A 19644-nucleotide genomic window follows, 5' to 3' on the forward strand; every position below is an offset into this window, starting at 1 on the left:
GAGATTCATGCACGTGTAGCAGTCCTCAACAGATTTACGGAATTAGGTCGACCAGTTACCCAAGTTACGCCTTAAATTTGGCTCAATTAGGGGCGCTTTGCATTTCAAATCTTTGTGCAACAAAGCCCAGAATTTACCAAACTGAGTATTTCCGGCATGTTGGCGACTCGTATCAGTTATATCAATGACTTGGCGGTGGTGGCAGAAAAACTGGGGATTGATATTGAGCATGTGCGGCAGGGTATGGCGGCAGATAGCCGTATTGGTGCGTCCTATATGTACCCTGGTGCGGGTTTTGGTGGTGAAAACTTTAGTCATGATATTCAGACTCTGGCCAGTACCGTATCGACCACAGGGGTGAAAAGTCAGCTGTTGGCGCAGGTCTGGGACATCAACGAACAGCAAAAAGAACTCTTGTTTAGAAAGCTGTGGAATTATTATCAGGGCGATTTACGCGGCAAAACTGTGGCAATTTGGGGCGCAGCCTTTAAAGAAAACACGGTACGGATACAGCATTCTCCGATTCATGTAATGTTGCCTGCGTTGTGGGCGCAGGGTGTGACGGTCAAATTGCACGACCCACAAGCCTTGCCTGAAATTGTGGCACAGTATGGTCAGCGCGATGATCTGATTTTATGTACAGACCAATATCAAGCCGTCGAAGGTGCATCGGCATTATGTGTGCTGACCGCGTGGAAACAATATTGGAGTTTGGATTATCCGACTTTGTTGCAGCAGATGCAGCATCCGCTGATTTTGGATGGTCGCAATATTTATGATCCTGAATTTGTGAAGGCACAAGGTTTTGCTTATATGGGAGTCGGTCGCTAATGATTCGTAGCACAATGCCACAGACGCAAAGCTCGATTTCCCCAAATGACGATGTCTTGCCGCAGTTACAACAATTGCAGCATCAGTTTCAGCAGCTGCATTTAAATCAGCTGTTTGCTCAAGATCCACAGCGTTTTCAGCGTTTCTCGGTGGCTTTGGACAGTGTGCTGTTTGACTATAGCAAGCATCGGATTGATGCCAAGGTGTTGCAGACCCTGGTTCAGTTTGCACAGCAGAGTCAGCTTGCTGAGTGGATTGGACGTTTATTTTCAACAGCAACAGGCTCAGAGAAAATCAACTATACCGAACAGCGCGATGCGATGCATTGGGCCTTGCGTTTGCCTGCGCCTAGCACAGCAGCAAGCGCTTCCGAACAGAGCGATGCCTACGCTGCATTGACTGAGCAAGTCCATACCCAGCTTGAGCGTATGTATGCCTTGGTGGAAAAAATTCATGCAGGCCAATACCGTGGTGCCACTGGTGAAGTGATTCAGGATGTGGTCAATATTGGTGTCGGTGGCTCAGATTTAGGCCCATTGATGGTGACCCAAGCCTTATCTGATTTTAAAGTGGCAACTGAAAAACCACTGAATGTACATTTTGTGTCCACCATGGATGGCAGCCAGCTATCTGAATTGCTGCATCGTCTGCGTCCTGAAACTACTTTATTTATTATTTCGTCCAAGTCTTTTGGCACCATTGATACCTTATCCAATGCGCAAACGGTGAAACAATGGCTAGAAAAGGCCTTGGGTACACATGCGCAAATTCTGAAACATCACTTTATTGGGGTATCCACCAAAGCAGATAAAATGACCGCTTGGGGCATTTGTCCTGAAAATCAGCTCTTGCTTTGGGATTGGGTCGGTGGTCGCTATTCGCTATGGTCGTGTATTGGCTTACCGATTGCCCTGACCATTGGCGTTGCGGGTTTTCAGCGGTTTTTAGCAGGTGCACATGCGGTTGATCAGCATTTTCAAACGGCTGCATTTGATCAGAACATCCCAGTGCTGATGGGCTTGCTGGGGGTATGGAATAATAATTTCCTGAATATTCAGACTCATGCGGTCTTGCCTTATGATGGACGTTTAAAATACTTCGCTTCGTATTTACAGCAATTAGAAATGGAATCGAATGGCAAGTCGATTCAGCGTAATGGCGAGGCGGTTAGCTTGGATACTTGCCCGATTGTTTGGGGTGAGGTTGGGCCGAATGCACAGCATGCGTTCTATCAATTGTTGCATCAAGGGACGCATGCGGTCAGCTGTGATTTTATTGCCCCTGTGCAGCGTTATAATGCCAATCAATTTACCTATGCTGAAAATGCCGAGGCTTTGGTAGAGCAGCATCATTTAGCCTTGTCCAACTGTTTGGCGCAGTCGCGGCTTTTGGCCTTTGGCAATCAGGCTTTAGATCAGCAGGAATTAGATGGCTTAGCGGCATATAAGCAGTACAGTGGTAATCAGCCAAGTAGCAGTATTTTATTGCAAGAACTCAATCCGTATAGCTTGGGCATGTTGATTGCTCTATATGAACATAAAGTCTTTGTGCAATCGGTGCTGTGGAATATCAATCCTTTTGACCAATGGGGCGTAGAAAAAGGTAAGGAAATTGCCAATCAGCTTTTGCCTATTTTAAATGGGCAGCAACAGGATTTATCGGCACTCGATGCATCGACTCAAGGTTTATTAAAAATTTTATTAGGAAAAATAGATGGCTAATGTATTAGTAACAGGCGGTGCTGGCTATATTGGTTCACATACCTGTGTTGAGTTGCTGAATGCAGGGCACAGCGTGGTGGTGCTAGATAATTTGTCCAATAGCTCGGCAGAGTCATTGGCGCGGGTGCAGCAACTGACGGGCAAAACCTTACAGTTTATTCAGGGTGATATTCGTGATGCTGCTGCTTTGGATGCTGTGTTTGCTGCACATCAAATTGATGCAGTGATTCATTTTGCAGGACTTAAAGCAGTGGGAGAAAGCCAACAAATTCCACTGAGCTATTTTGACAATAATATTGCGGGTTCAATTAGCTTGATGCAGGCGATGCAACGCGCGCATGTGTTTAAACTGGTGTTTAGTTCATCGGCTACAGTATATGATGAAGCCAATATTTCGCCCTTGCATGAAGAGATGCCAACGGGCATGCCAAGCAATAACTATGGCTATACCAAACTGATTGTGGAACAGCTCTTACAAAAAGCAGCCGCAGCAGATCCTCGTTGGTCGATTGCCTTATTGCGTTATTTTAATCCTGTGGGGGCACATAAAAGTGGCTGCATAGGTGAAGACCCACAAGGTATTCCAAATAATTTAATGCCTTATGTCACCCAAGTGGCGGTGGGACGTCGTGAAAAACTGTCAATTTTTGGGCAGGATTATGCCACACCCGATGGTACTGGTGTGCGCGATTATATTCATGTGGTCGATTTGGCCAGCGCGCATTTATGTGCTTTGAATAACCGTTTGACTGCCCAGGGTTGCCGTGCTTGGAATATTGGTACGGGTAATGGAATTTCGGTGCTGCAAGTGAAGAATACTTTTGAACAGGTCAATGGTGTGCAGATTCCATTTGAGTTTGCACCACGTCGTGAAGGCGATGTGGCGACCTCTTTTGCAGATAATAGCCGCGCCTTGCAAGAACTGGGCTGGACACCACAATATGGTCTAGAAGATATGTTGGCTGATAGTTGGAACTGGCAAAAGCAGAATCCGAATGGTTATCGTCAAGATTAATCATCCTATAGACTCAGCCACAAAGTTTAGGGCATAAAAAATGGGAGTCAGTTTTGACTCCCATTGTTTATATTATTTTGATTTTTCAGATTAGGCTTGAATCAATTGTGTCAACTCATCCACATAGTCCTGCATTGGGCATGGGTTTTGATCACGACGGCTTTCAATATTTAAGCGCAATAAAGGTTCGGTATTTGACGCACGCACATTAAAACGCCATGTACCAAAGTCAAGACTCACACCATCTGTTTGGTCAATTGCTGGGTTTTGGCTAGCATAATGCTCAAAGATTTTTTGGATCGTGACTTGAGTATCGGCCACTTTAAAGTTAATTTCCCCCGAACATGGGAACTTAGCAATCATTTCTTCGACCAGACTCGATAGCGATTGTCCTGTTTCAGACAACACAGAAAGCACCAATAACCAAGGAATCATGCCGCTGTCACAATAGGCAAAATCACGAAAATAGTGGTGTGCGCTCATTTCACCGCCGTAAACAGCATTGTGCTCACGCATCACATCTTTAATAAAGGCATGCCCAGATTTAGATTGAATCGCTTCACCTTGATATTGTGCGACCACATCGAAGGTATTCCAGACCAAGCGCGGGTCATGCACAATTTTTTCGCCTGCTTGTTTGAGCAAAAACGCCTGTGCCAATAAGCCGACAATATAATAGCCTTCAATAAACTGGCCTTTTTCATCGAATAAGAAACAGCGATCAAAGTCACCATCCCACGCAATGCCCATGTCGGCTTGATACTCTAATACGGCATTGCGGGTACTGTCACGGTTTTCCACTAAAATTGGGTTGGGGATACCATTGGGGAAGGTGCCATCGGCATCATTGTGAATTTTGACCAACTCTACAGGGATATTCAGGGCTTTGAATTTTTGCTCAATCGCATCGACCACATGTCCTGCAGCGCCATTGCCTGCATTCATGACCAGTTTCATTGGGCGAATTTTGCTAGGCTCGATATAAGTCATTAAATGGTCAATAAATTGAGGCAAAATATTGTAGCTTTGAGTGCTGCCTTTGTGCTCAACTGGGGTAAATTCGCCCGATTCTGCCAAAGCCTGAATGTCTTTTAGGCCAGTATCGGCACTAATCGGACGTGCATTTTCACGTACCAGTTTCATGCCGTTGTAGTCCATGGGGTTATGGCTGGCAGTTACTTCAATGCCACCTTGCACGTCTAAATGAAAGGCTGCGAAATAGACTTCTTCTGTGCCTGTCATGCCCAAATCGAGCACATTGACCCCTGCATCATTTAAACCACGAATGGTGGCTTGCTTTAAGCCTTCGCTGCTAAGGCGAATATCGCAGCCAATTACAACGGTTTTAGGTTGGTAAATTTGTCCGTAAGCACGACCAATTTTATAGGCAATCTCTTCATTGAGTTCTGTGCCCAATTTTCCGCGAATGTCATAGGCTTTAAAACAGGTGAGTGCGCTCATGTATTGTCCTAAATATTTGGAAAAATCGTATTGCTGCCTATGATAATCGAACTGTGTGTAATGTGCTGTATAGAATGGAAGATCAATTGCTTGAAGATGTTTCAGGTCAAAGACTATGGATGAGAAAAGATGTGGTGATGGGCAAGGGTGTTTTTTCTTGAGTAAGAAGTTGGTTAAAATACGGCTCAGACTTATGTGTTCGATATGATTGAAGATGGAATTACAGAAAAGTACTTTAGAGCCAGAGCAGAAACTTTCTGCGCCACAGAAAAAATTTCAGAAACTATGCCAAAAAATTGAGCAGGAACAGCTACGTTTGAATGAATGGCAGACCGCACAAGCCGATATTCAGGCACGTGCCAGCCGTGAAATTTTACCGACTTATGCGCAATTGCGTGAAGTTATATTTCAGCAAATTCAACAATTGCTTCAGCAAAAACAGCAAAAAATGACGGCAGCCCAGCAAACTAAGCTGGATCAAAAAATTGAGCAACTCAGTTTACAACTTTTGGATTCGCAGCAGATGTCTACCGAACAAGTTCAGTTTTTAACAGAATTGCTGAACAGTTATGGGCATCATATTGAATTGCTAGACACAGATGATGTGGATTTAAGATCTGAAGCTAAAACAGCAACAGAGTCAGAAGACGAAAATGTTGAACAATGTGAACAAAATAGTTTTGAATATGATGAGTCTGAACAAGAGCGCTTGGCACAGCTCAAGCTAGAAAGTTTGAAGCATTTTCTTTGTGAAGAATATGACCTAGATTTAGATTTTTTTGATTTTCAGCATGATCCATTAGATTTAGATGACTTTATAAAAAAATTTGAACAAAAAATGCAAGAACAAGAGGAGCTGGATTTTTTAAGTCAGTTGAGTAGTGCGCAAAAAGCTTTTGCCGAACAGCAAATTGCCCGTGAAAAAGCCAAAGCAGCAAAAAAACAGCAACAGCGTGAAGAAGCCAAGAAACTAGCAAATCAGTCCATTAAAGCGATTTACTTAAAAATTACAGCGTGGATTCACCCAGATCGTGAGCAAGATGAGCAGAAAAAACAAGAAAAAACCGTATTGATGCAGCAAGCCAATCAGGCTTATGAAGCCAATGATTTATTGACATTGTTAAATTTGCAAATTCAGTTGGGTCAGCAGCATAATTTGTCTTTCGCCAATCAACAATTAAAAGCGTATAACCTGCTTTTAGAAGAACAGTTAGAAACTTTGCAAATGCAAGTAGATGACATTATTTACTCTTTTAATTGGAGTCAGTTTTTATATTCTAACCGTAAAATTAAAGTGCAGGATTTGTATCGAAAATATGAGCAAGACTATCGACATGTTCAACAAAAATTAGCTCGAGCGCAAGAGATACTGGAAAAATATCAAGACCTTAAACAATTAAAGCAATTGATGCGCAGTCAATATGTGTGGGAAATGCATGCTGTGATGATGTAGACATATTGAGGTTTGGGTCTGGAATAAGGTGAAGCTTGGGCTTGCAATAGCGATATTAGCAGTGATGACAAAGATTCATTGATTAGCAAGTCTTTGTAATATATTTTGACGTGTAGCAGTGCTGAATAGATTGACAGAATTAGGTAAACTAAATTCCTAAGTTTTCACTTAAATTTGAATGGCTTAGAGAGGTTTGGCTTTGAATGTTTATGCAAAAAGTAGTCTTTATTTACAATATTCCTTTTGAGTGAATCCAAGTTATGCTCAGGTTGGGCCGTTCGGCTACTATTCTGAATTGACACCTTTGTCCGTTATAATTGTATAAACATTTTTAGTGTCTGGTAATTATGTCCTCATTGATCAATTTTCTATCTCGCTTTAGTACAGCAACTCTTCAGCGCAGTCTTAGCTATGCTAAACGCATTGATAGGGAAACGATTGAGTTCTTTGAGGAAAAAGACGGGGTTACGATGTATGCCCAAATTGAAGGGACAGATTATTACGATACTGCAATTACCTATAATCCCCAAAAAGACCGTTTAATCGATGACGACTGCACTTGTCCGGTTGGATATAACTGTAAACATGCTGCTGCTTTAGCGCGGTTATTCTTTCAGGAATATCGCCAGGAATTTCAGCAGCGTTATGCTGACTCTCAATCCCCGCAGGGAATCGCAAAACGCCTACGGGGGGATGATCAGGCACAGCGCTGGTTGAATGATTTTAAACGGTATTTACAACAGACTGAACCAGAGCAATCTGTCAAAACAAACAATTATTTAATTTACCTGTTAGATCAGTCTGTCAGCTTAAAGAAATTGACAGTTGATGTTCAGAAGGCCAGACGCAATAAAAACGGCTCAATTGCGGGGGAAAGTTATTATACCCAATATGAAAATATCACCAGAAAGCATCTGACTTTACCTGAACAAAAACGACAATTATTTAACCAGATTTATTATTATGCCAAAATAAACAGTGACGAACGTTTTTATCAAAGCAATCTTGATATCTCCGGAATTTTATTGGAGCATTTCAAATCTTTTATTCAAAGTGGCGATGTGTACTGGCAAAAAAAGAGCCATACTGCACTTCAATGGTCAGAACAAGGCTATCACATCGAACTGATCTGGCAACAAGGTGTAAACAAACAGACAGAGCATTTAAATATTGAATTGGTCAATGGTGATATTCGACTCGATTTAAAATCAAATCCACATATCCAAATTCTCGCTAGCCAGCCACCGTGTTATGTGGATATTCAACAGAACACGGTGGGCCAGTTATATGGTGAATATACGGCAAATCTTCTGTACCATTTTTTACAGATGCCTGATCTTCCATCTATGCTCTTGCCAGAGTTTGAGAAACTGACTCATCAATATTCAGACGTGAAAAATCTGCCTCAGCCCGAGTCTATTCAGCATATTGATGTCCTTGAGGGTAGTCCCCAGCCAATTTTACGCTTCGGTGTTTTAGATAAATTTGATTGGAAATGGGAAGAATCTGTTTGTGCTGAAATTGAATTCTCCTATGCAGGCGGGCGAATTAAAGCAGGTACATCAGGTGACAGTTTCATTGGTGAGCAGCATGACAAAATGGTGCGACAGCTTCGGGACTTAGTTCAGGAACAACAGTCAATCCAGCGTTTACAGCTATTGGTCGAATCACTGAAGTGGGTGAAAGATCTTAGTTATGACCAGCAATTAAAACTGGATAAACAACGTCTCGATTCTATGGTTTTTGCTTTCTATGGAGACTGGATCAAACAGCTGATGCCCATCAATCAAATTGAGTTGATGGGCTGGCAGATAGAGCATCTGGAAAACAGCCCCTTTAACCTGCAATATGTTGAAAATTTAAATATTTCTATCACTGAATCTGAAGGCCAGCAGGACTGGTTCAATATCGGGGCGACGGTTCAAGACAGTGCAGGCAATTCTTATAATTTACTTGATGCGCTCGTAGCTTTGGTGCGAGTAAATCCTGATTTACTTGATCCGCGGACTTTTATTCATCTGCATGACAGTCAAATTTTCACCGTGAAAACTGCAGTTGATCAACCTGATTTGGCGCTATCCGCTAGGGATATTAAGCCGGTATTATTGCATCTGCAGAGCATTTTACAGCAAGAAGAGCGCAGTATTGATCGCTATGATGCGAGTCAATTATTAGAATTGCAGCATAATCTTGGGATGACATGGCAGGTCAGTGATCGCCTGCAGAAATTTGTACATAAATTCAAACAAGGCTATCAGCAACAACTGCCGACACCACAAGGTTTTCAGGGGGAGTTGCGTCTATACCAGCAGCAGGGCTTAGGCTGGTTACAGTTTTTAAGGGAAACCCAGCATGGCGGGATTCTGGCAGATGATATGGGCTTGGGGAAAACAGCACAAACTTTAGCCCATTTACTCATGGAAAAGCAGGCTGGATATTTGCAGGATAGTCCCGCCTTAATTGTTGCACCCACATCGCTGATGCATAACTGGTTCAAAGAAGCGGAGAAATTTACCCCAGAGCTCAAGGTATTGCTGCTACAGGGGCCCGATCGCCATCAGTATTTTGAGCAGATTCCGCACTATGATATTGTGTTAACCACCTATCCGCTTCTGGCGAGAGATGAAGAGCAACTAAAGCAATATGAATATCATCAACTCATTTTGGATGAGGCGCAGAATATCAAAAATCCGCGCGCCAAAGCTGCACAGGTAGTACGGCAATTAACAGCGCGACATCGTCTATGTCTAACCGGTACACCTATGGAAAATCATTTGGGTGAGCTGTGGGCACTATTTTATTTCCTGATGCCAGGATTTTTATATTCACAAGAAATTTTTAATAAAAAGTACCGTCATCCGATTGAAAAGCGCGGTGATGAGCAGTTAAGACAAAAGTTGGTCAACCGGATTAAGCCCTTCATTTTACGTCGCTTGAAAACTGACGTAGCCAAAGAGTTGCCAGAAAAAACCACGATTGAAGTCAATATTGATATGAATGACCAGCAATCCAAGTTATATGAGGCTGTTCGTGCCACGATGCAGGCAAGCATTCAGAAAATTGTGGCAGAAAAAGGCTTTAAACGTAGTCAAATTCAAATTTTAGATGCCTTACTGAAGCTACGTCAGGTGTGCTGCCATCCTAGCTTACTAAAGCTGGATTCAGTGAAAATTGGGCAGGCGCATTCTGCCAAACTTGAACAGTTGATGGATATGGTCGTTCCAATGGTGGAAGAGGGGCGAAAAATTCTTATCTTCTCTCAGTTTACCTCAATGTTGGAACTGATTGAACAACAGTTCCATCACGCAGAAATTGGCTATGTGAAGCTGACTGGAAAGACCAAAAAGCGAGATGAAGTCATTACAGCGTTTCAGTCTGGACAAGTGCCGGTATTTTTAATCAGTCTGAAAGCAGGAGGGGTCGGTTTGAATCTAACTGCCGCAGATACGGTCATTCACTATGATCCATGGTGGAACCCTGCTGCTGAAGATCAAGCTTCAGATCGTGCATGGCGGATTGGACAGGACAAGCCGGTATTTGTCTATAAGCTGATTACTAATAAAAGCATAGAAGAAAAAATTCTTGCCTTACAGCAAAATAAAGCAGAACTGGCACACTCTATTCTAAGTACAGATCATGAAGGCGAAGCGAAACTGACGGAAAATGACGTGATGAACTTGTTTGAGAAATTTTAGTTTGGTTTCAGATTACCCTAATCATCTGTAAGTATCTGAAAGTCCGGATGCAATTTTTTCCAATGTTCTCTTAATTTTTCTTTATGAACAGAAATCATAGGTAAGTCTAGTAATAGAACTGGCCATACCGACCGTGCTTTGTCCATGATCGCGTGAAGTTGTTTTTCAATAACACGCCATGGAACACCGACTTTTTCAGCCCATTGTTCAAAGTGTTTCATCTCAGCTAAATACCAATCTTTATTTTTGGCAAGATTTAAGGCGAAATGACGCTCATTTTCAATATATACACTTGTCATCAATATATCGTATGCAGGGGATAATCTTGGCGTTGTTTTATCGTGATAAATCATACTCCAGTTCTTTAAGTGTGCATCTCCATTGGCGAGTAAAATATTGACGAGTAAACGGCTGGCAAATTGCTGAATATCAAAAATTTTGTTATCTGAATAGTGATAAATGATCTTACCGATCTGCTCATAATTTGTGGTGCTGTATTTCTGGTGTGGATATGAACCAAAGATCTGAGCAAAATCTTCAATATGAATAAGCTCTGTAGTATTAGCAGTACTCTGCCTATCGAATCTCTTAATTGCAAAAGCATATTGCTCTTGGGGTAGATTTAATGGTGGAAGGTCTTGTAAGAGTGCCATATCTACCAAACGAATCTCTGGGATATCTATTCCGACCATTTTGGCAAGGATCATCATAGAGTATTCATTCAGCGGAACAAAAGCATGTCTGGTAGAAGGAGTTTTGACAATCCAATCACCGAGTAGGCTAGATTCCGTTGCCTGTGCTAATGTAAAACGCCCATCTTTGGCTTTCATGGAAAACTTCATTTGGACGCCAGCCAAGGAAAACTTATTATTTGTCCGAATCTCTTGTTTTAATATCTGATCTGGATTCGAGATCTGAAGCTTAAATTTTATTCCATCTGGGATTTCTTCTGGATCTACTGGGGTTGCAATCAGTGCCCCAGGTAAGTCATGACCTAAAGCTGCCAATAACTGAAATTCATTGTCTATATGTATTTTGAGGCTTTGTGCTATGAGTTCGCGTAATGCACCTTCTGGTAGCAGATTTGATAGCAAGGGGTGTAAGCGCTGATGTGTAACATAGGTCTTTTCTAAAATCTTATCCGCTTGAGGATATAAAGGGGAAGTAAGCAAGCTCAAGGTCGGACGTTGCTGATCCAAGTGAAAAGAATCTGTGAAAACCAGAATATTTTTTCCGCTCTGAAATCCTGCCAAGTATCCAACGACAACATGATGTAATGTTAATTTCAGGACTGCAACAGTATTCATGGTTCCTCTCCTCCGAGAAGACCTTTCCATGGGTTAGACATTAAGTCATCTTGATCTTCAATAGTGACTTTAATTTCATCATTCAATAATTGTCTAATCAAATGAACCTTATCATCTGGGATGAGCATCAGTTGAGCATTTAGTCCTGCCGCAATAATTTCTAAGGTATCTAATCGAGGATTGCCTTGACTTTCCAGTTTTTGGTACTGCTGTCTTGAAATGCCTGTACGTGATTGCATATCAACTTGCTTTAAACCCAATAGGGTTCGTCTTTTTTTGACTTGCTGTAGTAAAGACTTATTTAGTGTAGACATATTTATTGCTTTTTGGTGGTATAAGAAGCATATTAGTTGCTTTTTTATTAAGAAGCAATGACAGAAATTATTAACAGGCTCCGCGGCATCAATATTTAGGATCTAGGCAAGCTGATCTTGTTTAACATAAGCCACTTAGTAGTAGCTAATACTATCTTTTGTTTTGGAGTTTTTTTTATCTTGTATGATTGATACTCTGGAGCATCATCTACACGGTTTTTTGTTCACAGTTTTGAAAGAGCACTTTTGAACCGTACTGGGTTTGTCAGAGACTTTTTTATTTAAGTTAGGTCACCTGACCTAACGTGTTAATCTTATCATAGTACATTGCTTCAAACTCAAAAGGCGAAACATAACCCCCACCTGGCCCTTCAAAGAAAGTAACATCATAGGCAGGGGAAAGTTTCCATTGCCCATTTTGGGACATCAGAAATGAAAAGTTTTTGCAATGATCATCTCGATTATTGAAGACTACATTGAAAACAGCTCGCTTGAATGCAATTGCTTTTTCGCGAACATCATTGGTGCAAAAGTGTGCAGCGCGAAGAAAGTTACTGTAGTCTAAACTCCCTGGTGATTTAAAATCAGCTCCGGTGAAGGCCGCTAAACTTTGCATAGGGATACACATGCCATCGTGGCGGTCAAATCTCTTTGATGCAAATGCGGTTAATCCATTCGGAAGAGTAAAATATTGAGTATCAGGGGTGTCAATATCACAATGACGCAAACATTCTGCATAAACAGCTTCAATTGCACAAACTTCAGGATGCTCTTGCTGAGCGGGAAATTTGATCAGCCAAGCTTCATGTTGATGTGAGCTAACTGTTGAGAATTCGTTGGGGTCAGGATCACGATAGATGAGCGCTTTTGGCCTTGCACCTTGTGGAGATCCACCCGGAGCGGGAAAGGAAACTCGAATTTCACACACCGAACTTGATAAAAGACGGTTTTATAGGATGGTTGGCTAAGCTAGAAAATGATTGGATAGAAGTTTTACCGAGCGAGTTTGTTTTTGGTTATAATTTTTTCAAATATTGATCCAATACAGAACAGGGTTACTTCAATTGAACTTCTTTAAAAAAAATGTCTTTGAAAATATTAAAAAACTGGATCAGCAAAAACAAATAGCTGCAGCTCAGGAGTTGGGCAAGATATTGGTTCAATCTCCAGGAAAATTTATATGCGACAGTATGGCCTTGATGACACAGTCCAAATCCTTCGAATCTAATTCTATATTAGGGAATTCCAAATTAAATCAACTTGGTTTACACCGTTTCCGGGTTCAGTTTGCCGCAAAAATGGCAGTACAACGTAGATTGAAGTTATCAAAGTTCATTCAGCCGGAAGATGTCGAAAGTTTTCAAAAAAATGGCTTTATATTCAGGGAAAACTTTTTGGCTGCAGATGAGTTTGCTCAATTAAAACAAGAATTATTGACGACTCCGCTGGAAACCCGGGAAACCTTGCAAGGGGATACGGTCACTCGCCGTATGGCATTAGATGGAAAAACCTTGAAGCATATGCCCGTGACCAAACAATTCCTACATTCAGATGAATGGCGAAACCTGCTGAATTACGTTGCCAGTTTTAAAGTTCAGCCCATCTCTTATCTACAAGTCATATTTTCACATGTCAGAAAGGCCAAAGCAGATCCTCAAACGAATTTACATAGTGATACTTTTCACTCCAGTGCAAAAGCTTGGTTATTTTTAGAAGATGTTGCTGAAGACGAGGGGCCTTTCGTCTATGTACCAGGGTCGCATCATTTAAGTCCTGAACGATTGGCTTGGGAACAGCAGAAGTCTGAGACGATGACGGCAAAAACTGATGCAATGACTCGTAGGGGCTCTTTCCGAGTGTCAGAAGAAGAAGTACTCCAATTGGGCTATGCCAAAGCAAAATCTTTCTCTGTCAAAGCTAATACTTTAGTTATTGCAGATACTTATGGTTTTCATGCCAGAGGAAAAAGTCTCAGACCCTCGATGAGAATCGAACTATGGGCTTATGCACGTCGAAATCCATTTGTGCCCTGGTTAGGGGGCGATCCTCTTTCCTTGCCCTTTTTAAGATCAAATTTAGTGCCCTTATATTGGTCAGGTTTGGACTTTCTGGAAAAAAAATATCAACGAAATAATCCTTGGAAGAAAGTGGGTAAAAAAAGCGCGACCGATCCTGCGGTTTTGACCAGTAAATAAAAAAATTCTTGAGTCAGTTTGCTGAATATATATCTTTAATGAAATGCAAAACTCTGTATATCATAAAGGTATTCATTTCAGCATCTGTAGATTATGCCGGATACCACTTAAGTTGCCTCAGACAGATTTACAGGAGTTTAGCTTTCTTCTCTTTATTGATCGCTGTATGATATCGAAAATTTTATACAGTAAATTTATAAGTCATCGCAATGGAACCACAACATCAGATGCCATTAAGAAAACTCCCACGACTGAAAGCGCGTGGTGGTTTGCAGGTTATGTATGCATCGATACGCGCATTAATACTTCGGGAGTTGCAAACCCGTTTTGGTCAGTATCGTTTAGGTTATCTCTGGGTGTTTCTTGAACCACTTTTGACTATTGGGATTCTTGTTTTATTATTTGGTACAATTCGAGAGCGTGCTGCCCCCGGGGTTGATTTCTTAGTTTTTTTAATTAATGGAATTATCCCTTTTTTTATGTTCCGTACTGGTGTAACTCTTGGTATGAGTGCTGTTGAATCCAATAAAGGCTTATTTAGTTATCGCGCAGTTAAACCTATTGATGCATTGATTGCCCGCAATATTCTTGAGTTTTTATTAAAATTTACCGCTTATATTGCCTTTAGTGCTTCATTTATTTGGTTTGGCATTGAGATCAGTTTTGAGGCGATTCCTCAGTTACTCAGTTATTGGTTGCTCTTATTTATTTTTATGTTTGCTGTTAGCTTGGTGTTTTTAGTTATTGTAGACTTTTCTAAAGAAGTAGGGAGATTTTTATCCCCAGTATTTTTAGTCCTTTACTTGCTTTCAGGGATTCTATATTCCATCCATATTATTCCAGTGGAATATCGCGAATATTTACTTTATAACCCACTGATTCATATCTTTGAGTTAATGCGTCATGCTGTTGCACCGAATTATGCCTTGGTCTCGGGAATTAGTTTGAGTTATTTTTTAATATGGATGATCATTACCTTGTTTATTGGTTTGTTGTTGTATAAACGCTTTGAACGCCGTATGGTGAAAACCAAATGATTGAATTAAAAAATCTCACTAAGTCGTATCCCACACCAAAAGGCAAACACTATGTGTTTAAAGACTTAAATGCAGTCTTGCCAGAAAATAAAAGTGTCGCATTATTAGGTAAAAATGGTGCAGGAAAAAGTACCTTACTGCGTGTGATTGGTGGGATTGATTATGCCGATGAAGGACAGGTTATTACTGATAAATCAATTTCTTGGCCGGTTGCACTTGCAGGTGGATTTCAAGGCAGTTTAACCGCACGCCAAAACATTCGCTTTGTGGCAAGGTTGTATGTGAGCTCAGAAGAAGAAGTTGAATGCGTCGTACGTTTCGTTGAAGAGTTTGCTGAAATTGGTAAATACTTTGATATGCCCATGAAAAGTTACTCGAGTGGTATGCGTAGCCGTATTGGTTTTGGCTTAAGCATGGCTTTTAATTTTGACTATTATTTACTGGATGAAGCGGGTGCGGTAGGGGATGCTTCTTTTCGGAAAAAAAGCCAGGCTCTACTTGATGAACTCAAAGAAAACTCGAATATCATTATGGTTTCCCATAATTTAAAAGATTTGACTCGTAATTGTGATGTTGCTTTTTTAGTCAGAGATGGCAAAGCAGAATATTTTGAAGATGTAAAAGAAGCGGTAGAGGTCTATAAAGCGTATGCAAGCTAAAATCAATAAGCGACTTTGGGTCGTCTACTTCTGCTGTGTTCTGCTACCAGTATTTATTATTGTGATGTACTTACTAATCTTTGCAAAAGAGCGTTATCAGTCTTCATCGGTGATTTTAGTCAAACAGGTTGCGGATACCCAAGTCGCAGATGCCTCTGGTTTAGGTGCACTCTTTGGGGTGTCGAATACTAGTCGCGAAGATTCTCAGATTTTAAAAGAATATATAGCCTCACGAGACATGATCGAAGGCTTGGATAAGCAGCTCAACCTGCGTAAAGAATTTTCCTCTGTACATGATCCTGTCTTTGCGCTCTCAAAAGATGCATCGATTGAAGAGCTTGTAGAATACTTTAATAAAATGATTAAAGTGGAATTAGATGAGCAAACCATGATGCTGTATGTCCGTGCACAAGGTTTTTCACCTGAATTTTCTCTGAAATTGAATAATGAATTGCTTAAACAAAGTGATGCATTTATTAACCAGATTTCTCAAACGATTGCACAAGAACAACAAGTCTTTGCTGAAAAACAATATCAAGAAGCAACTATACAGTTAGATGAAGCTCGTCAAGCTGTCCTGCAATATCAAAATGAAAATGAAATTTTTGATCCAGAGTTACAGGCAAAAGCCGTTGCAACCTTAATTTCTGGTTTGCAAAGCAGTTTGGCACAGCTTAAAACGGAAGAAAGAACATTGCTCAGTTATTTAACTCCTGAAGCACCTCAAGTGGTTGCGCTGCGCAGTCAAATTGAATCTGTACAAAAGCAGATTGATAGTGAAAGTGACAAACTGACTTCTCCAAATAACTTAAAACTGAATAAAAATGTGGCAGATTTTGAAGCGTTAAAACAGCAAGTGCTATTTGCAACGGATTTATACAAAATTTCCTTAGCATCTCTAGAAAAAGCACGCTTAGAGGCATCACGTAAACTTAAAAAACTGGTGGTGATTGCAGGACCGCGTTTGGCAGAGGACTCGCTTTATCCTCGTAAGGTATATATCAGTATTACGTCATTTATCTTATTGAATATTATTTTTGGTATTGGTTTGCTGATCCATTCCATTATCCGTGAGCACAGAGAATAAATTATGAAAAAAATTGCGTTGTTATCAGTTTTATCATTGGCCTGTGCGACGGCAAGTCATGCATTTGATCAAGGTTTATTGCCTGCAGAAGTGTCAAATGCTATGAGTGCTAATTTTGGACAGACACCGAATATTACACCTCTTTCCACTCAATCTGTGGTCGAGTTATCGCCTAGTACTTCGATGAAGTACCAAAGTGCCAATAAAATGTTTGGTTCGCAGCTGTTTAAGGGTGCTTTTGCCTCAACTGCAGGATCAACCTTCAATAGTAGTTATCAAATAAATCCGGGCGATAATATTAATTTACGCCTATGGGGTGCCTATCAGTTTAACGGCACTCAAACCGTCGATCCACAAGGCAATATTTTTATTCCGAATGTTGGACCGGTCAAAGTAGCAGGTGTTCGGAATGGCAGTCTACAGTCGGTGGTTGAAGCGCAGGTACGACGTATTTATGTCTCCAATGTGGGCGTGTATGCAGCCCTTGAGCAAGCTCAACCGGTAAAAGTGATGGTTACAGGCTTTGTCAATCAGCCTGGTAATTATGGTGGCGTAGCAAATGATAGCGTCATTGCTTACTTGGACCGTGCGGGTGGGGTGGATCCAGAGCGTGGCAGTTATATTGATATTAAAGTCATGCGAAATGGCCAAACAATTCAGCAGGTCGACTTATATGAATTCCTGTTACAAGGTCAAATTCGCCCTTTCTCTTTTCGAGATGGGGATGTGATTGTTGTAGGACAGCGCACCCATACCTTTAATGTTTCTGGTGAAGTCTATAACCAGCATGATTTTGAGTTTAATTCACCTGCGGTTAGCTTGGCACAGGCATTGGCATTTGCCAAGCTTAAGCCAGGGGCAACCAATGTCAGTATTCAGCGTCGGCAAGGTGCAGAGTATAGAAGTGAATATTACTCACTGAACCAAGCGCATAATGTGATGGTGGAAGATGGAGATCTTGTCACCGTTACAGCTGACCGCTATGCAGGTACCATTCAAGTGCGTGTTGATGGTGCACATAATGGTGCCCACGCTATTGTACTGCCTTATGGCGCCAAACTGAGTGATGTATTAACGCAGCTACAACCGAATGCTTTAGCGGAAGTGGAATCTTTGCAATTATTCCGTCCTTCTGTGGCCAAGCGGCAAAAAGAGATGTTGAATATTGCCTTGGATAAGCTGGAAGAAACCACATTTAATGCACGTTCAAGCACGCAGGAAGAAGCAGCTTTGCGTTTACGTGATGCAGAGTTGGTAAAGCAGTTTATTGTGAAAGCGCGTCAGGTAGAGCCTAAAGGGCAAGTGGTACTCAACCCAGATACTTTTGCCGATGTGATATTGGAACAGGGTGATATTCTATATATTCCTGAAAAAACATCTGTGGTCATGGTACATGGTGAAGTGGCGTTTCCAAATGGCATTGAATATAAAAATGGCTTAAGTGCTAAAGAATATATTGAGCAGGTCGGCGGCTTTAGCCAGAAATCAAATAAGTCCAAAGTGATTGTGATTCGACAAAATGGTAAAGCTGAACTGGTACGTAAAGGTGAAAAAATTAAACAAGGTGATGAGATTTTAGTCTTGCCTAAAGCGCAGACTAAGGGCATTGAGTTAACACGTGGTATTACGCAAGTTTTATATCAAATCGCGGTAGCTGCGAAAGTTGCACTAGATTTATAAGTCTTTAAATAGGGTAAGTTGGAAGTGTTATGTTAAAAATCCTTTTAGTTTTCGGTACTAGACCGGAAGCCATTAAAATGGCACCTTTAGTCAAGCGGTTACAGAAGGAAGAAAAAATAATTACAAAAGTCTGTGTAACTGCCCAGCACCGTGAAATGTTGGATTCTGTTTTAGAGTTGTTTGAGATTAAGCCTGACTATGATTTAAATATCATGAAGCCTGGCCAAAGCCTGACTCAAATGACATCAAATATGTTATTAGGACTAGAACCTGTATTTGATGACTTTAAACCAGGTTTGATTTTAGTACATGGCGATACAAGTACAACCTTATGTGCTTCTTTGGCAGCATACTACCAGCGTATAGCTGTAGGACATGTCGAGGCTGGATTAAGAACCTATCAGTTATATTCTCCCTGGCCTGAAGAGGGTAACCGTCAGTTAACGGGAGTGATTGCAGACATGCATTTTGCCCCGACTTCAACTGCAGCCCAGTATTTAACACAGGAATGTGTTCAAAAGGAAAATATCTTTATTACAGGTAATACTGTTATTGATGCGCTACATATCATTAAAGCGAAAGTTGCAGAAGACATTACCATTAATGCCACTATGCAAGAAAAATTTAAAGATTTAGATTTTTCAAAAAAACGTGTATTAATTACTGGCCATAGACGAGAAAACTTCGGTGAAGGTTTTGAAAATATTTGTATGGCTTTGCAAGTTTTATCTAAACAATTCCCAGATGTAGAATTTGTTTATCCAGTCCATTTAAATCCACAAGTCAGAGAACCAGTAAATCGTCTATTAAGTGATTTAGACAATGTTAAATTAATAGAACCATTGGACTACCTCCCATTTGTATGGCTTATGCTCAACAGTCATTTAATTCTAACTGACTCCGGGGGTATTCAAGAAGAGGCCCCATCTTTGGGATTACCTGTATTGGTAATGCGAGATACAACAGAAAGACCAGAAGCAGTGCAGGCAGGTACTGTCAAGTTGGTGGGCACCCATGTCGAAAACATTGTTAGAAGTGTTTCAACCTTACTTACCAATGAAACAGTCTATGCCACTATGTCACAAGCACATAATCCATATGGCGATGGCACCTCATGTGATCAGATTGTTCATGCTATTAAAGCAAGATTTGCACAATATTTTTACGTTAATTAATCAAGTATTTTAGT

The 19644-nt window shown here is 41.0% G+C and carries 13 protein-coding genes and 2 pseudogenes; 11 read left to right on the forward strand and 4 right to left on the reverse strand.

The window, feature by feature from the left end; all coding sequences use genetic code 11:
• Positions 1-126 precede the first annotated feature (126 nt).
• From FTU58_RS08980 to galE, 3 genes and pseudogenes are all read left to right on the forward strand, one after another.
• Positions 127-831, forward strand: a pseudogene (locus FTU58_RS08980) (UDP binding domain-containing protein); the annotation flags it as partial.
• On the forward strand, positions 831-2552 hold the full coding sequence (gene pgi / locus FTU58_RS08985; RefSeq protein WP_373886007.1) for a glucose-6-phosphate isomerase: 1722 nt from the start codon (positions 831-833) through the stop codon (positions 2550-2552). The pseudogene FTU58_RS08980 and the gene pgi, both read left to right, overlap by 1 nt.
• Positions 2545-3567: a UDP-glucose 4-epimerase GalE gene (gene galE / locus FTU58_RS08990; RefSeq protein WP_180062347.1), complete on the forward strand. Its 1023-nt coding sequence runs from the start codon at positions 2545-2547 to the stop codon at positions 3565-3567. Before pgi ends, galE begins: the two co-directional genes overlap by 8 nt.
• Positions 3568-3657: 90 nt before the next feature.
• Here the strand turns inward: galE and FTU58_RS08995 are convergent, their stop codons facing one another.
• Positions 3658-5028 carry a phosphomannomutase CpsG gene (locus FTU58_RS08995; RefSeq protein WP_180062348.1) on the reverse strand — a complete coding sequence of 457 codons (1371 nt, stop codon included), beginning with the start codon at positions 5026-5028 and terminating at the stop codon, positions 3658-3660.
• A gap of 214 nt (positions 5029-5242) precedes the next feature.
• On the opposite strand from FTU58_RS08995, the gene FTU58_RS09000 reads away from it, so the two are divergent.
• On the forward strand, positions 5243-6481 hold the full coding sequence (locus FTU58_RS09000; protein WP_180062349.1) for a hypothetical protein: 1239 nt from the start codon (positions 5243-5245) through the stop codon (positions 6479-6481).
• A gap of 347 nt (positions 6482-6828) precedes the next feature.
• On the forward strand, positions 6829-10176 hold the full coding sequence (locus FTU58_RS09005; RefSeq protein ID WP_180038326.1) for a DEAD/DEAH box helicase: 3348 nt from the start codon (positions 6829-6831) through the stop codon (positions 10174-10176).
• Positions 10177-10193: 17 nt separating this feature from the next.
• On the opposite strand, the gene FTU58_RS09010 is transcribed toward FTU58_RS09005, so the two are convergent.
• From FTU58_RS09010 to FTU58_RS09020, 3 genes and pseudogenes are all read right to left on the reverse strand, one after another.
• Positions 10194-11483 (reverse strand): type II toxin-antitoxin system HipA family toxin, encoded by a 1290-nt coding sequence (locus tag FTU58_RS09010; RefSeq protein ID WP_004970273.1) that lies wholly within the window; start codon positions 11481-11483, stop codon positions 10194-10196.
• Complete coding sequence (locus FTU58_RS09015) at positions 11480-11797, reverse strand: helix-turn-helix domain-containing protein (protein WP_004883943.1); 318 nt, start codon at positions 11795-11797, stop codon at positions 11480-11482. Before FTU58_RS09015 ends, FTU58_RS09010 begins: the two co-directional genes overlap by 4 nt.
• A gap of 286 nt (positions 11798-12083) precedes the next feature.
• Positions 12084-12692: pseudogene (locus FTU58_RS09020) on the reverse strand (type II toxin-antitoxin system HipA family toxin); the annotation flags it as partial.
• Between the two features lie 169 nt (positions 12693-12861).
• On the opposite strand from FTU58_RS09020, the gene FTU58_RS09025 reads away from it, so the two are divergent.
• From FTU58_RS09025 to wecB, 6 genes are all read left to right on the forward strand, one after another.
• A complete protein-coding gene (locus FTU58_RS09025) occupies positions 12862-13992 on the forward strand; it encodes a phytanoyl-CoA dioxygenase family protein (RefSeq protein WP_180062351.1) in 1131 nt (376 codons plus the stop codon).
• A 209-nt stretch (positions 13993-14201) separates the two neighbouring features.
• Positions 14202-15029, forward strand: coding sequence for an ABC transporter permease (locus FTU58_RS09030; RefSeq protein ID WP_180062352.1), 828 nt, complete (start codon positions 14202-14204; stop codon positions 15027-15029).
• Positions 15026-15688 (forward strand): ABC transporter ATP-binding protein, encoded by a 663-nt coding sequence (locus FTU58_RS09035; RefSeq protein WP_180062353.1) that lies wholly within the window; start codon positions 15026-15028, stop codon positions 15686-15688. Before FTU58_RS09030 ends, FTU58_RS09035 begins: the two co-directional genes overlap by 4 nt.
• Positions 15678-16775 (forward strand): capsule biosynthesis protein, encoded by a 1098-nt coding sequence (locus tag FTU58_RS09040; protein WP_180062354.1) that lies wholly within the window; start codon positions 15678-15680, stop codon positions 16773-16775. The genes FTU58_RS09035 and FTU58_RS09040 overlap by 11 nt, the downstream gene beginning before the upstream one ends.
• A 3-nt stretch (positions 16776-16778) precedes the next feature.
• A complete protein-coding gene (locus FTU58_RS09045) occupies positions 16779-18455 on the forward strand; it encodes a polysaccharide biosynthesis/export family protein (RefSeq protein ID WP_180062355.1) in 1677 nt (558 codons plus the stop codon).
• A 29-nt stretch (positions 18456-18484) separates the two neighbouring features.
• Positions 18485-19630, forward strand: coding sequence for a non-hydrolyzing UDP-N-acetylglucosamine 2-epimerase (wecB, locus tag FTU58_RS09050; protein WP_180062356.1), 1146 nt, complete (start codon positions 18485-18487; stop codon positions 19628-19630).
• Positions 19631-19644: the final 14 nt, after the last annotated feature.

It is taken from the genome of Acinetobacter sp. YH12120 (assembly GCF_013418795.1).
Classification (GTDB): domain Bacteria; phylum Pseudomonadota; class Gammaproteobacteria; order Pseudomonadales; family Moraxellaceae; genus Acinetobacter; species Acinetobacter towneri.

Bases quoted from the DNA above. Each gene is read 5' to 3' on its own strand.
- pgi (WP_373886007.1), top strand. From the start codon at position 831: ATGATTCGTAGCACAATGCCACAGACGCAAAGCTCGATTTCCCCAAAT.
- galE (WP_180062347.1), top strand. From the start codon at position 2,545: ATGGCTAATGTATTAGTAACAGGCGGTGCTGGCTATATTGGTTCACAT.
- FTU58_RS08995 (WP_180062348.1), bottom strand. From the start codon at position 5,028: ATGAGCGCACTCACCTGTTTTAAAGCCTATGACATTCGCGGAAAATTG.
- FTU58_RS09000 (WP_180062349.1), top strand. From the start codon at position 5,243: ATGGAATTACAGAAAAGTACTTTAGAGCCAGAGCAGAAACTTTCTGCG.
- FTU58_RS09005 (WP_180038326.1), top strand. From the start codon at position 6,829: ATGTCCTCATTGATCAATTTTCTATCTCGCTTTAGTACAGCAACTCTT.
- FTU58_RS09010 (WP_004970273.1), bottom strand. From the start codon at position 11,483: ATGAATACTGTTGCAGTCCTGAAATTAACATTACATCATGTTGTCGTT.
- FTU58_RS09015 (WP_004883943.1), bottom strand. From the start codon at position 11,797: ATGTCTACACTAAATAAGTCTTTACTACAGCAAGTCAAAAAAAGACGA.
- FTU58_RS09030 (WP_180062352.1), top strand. From the start codon at position 14,202: ATGGAACCACAACATCAGATGCCATTAAGAAAACTCCCACGACTGAAA.
- FTU58_RS09035 (WP_180062353.1), top strand. From the start codon at position 15,026: ATGATTGAATTAAAAAATCTCACTAAGTCGTATCCCACACCAAAAGGC.
- FTU58_RS09040 (WP_180062354.1), top strand. From the start codon at position 15,678: ATGCAAGCTAAAATCAATAAGCGACTTTGGGTCGTCTACTTCTGCTGT.
- FTU58_RS09045 (WP_180062355.1), top strand. From the start codon at position 16,779: ATGAAAAAAATTGCGTTGTTATCAGTTTTATCATTGGCCTGTGCGACG.
- wecB (WP_180062356.1), top strand. From the start codon at position 18,485: ATGTTAAAAATCCTTTTAGTTTTCGGTACTAGACCGGAAGCCATTAAA.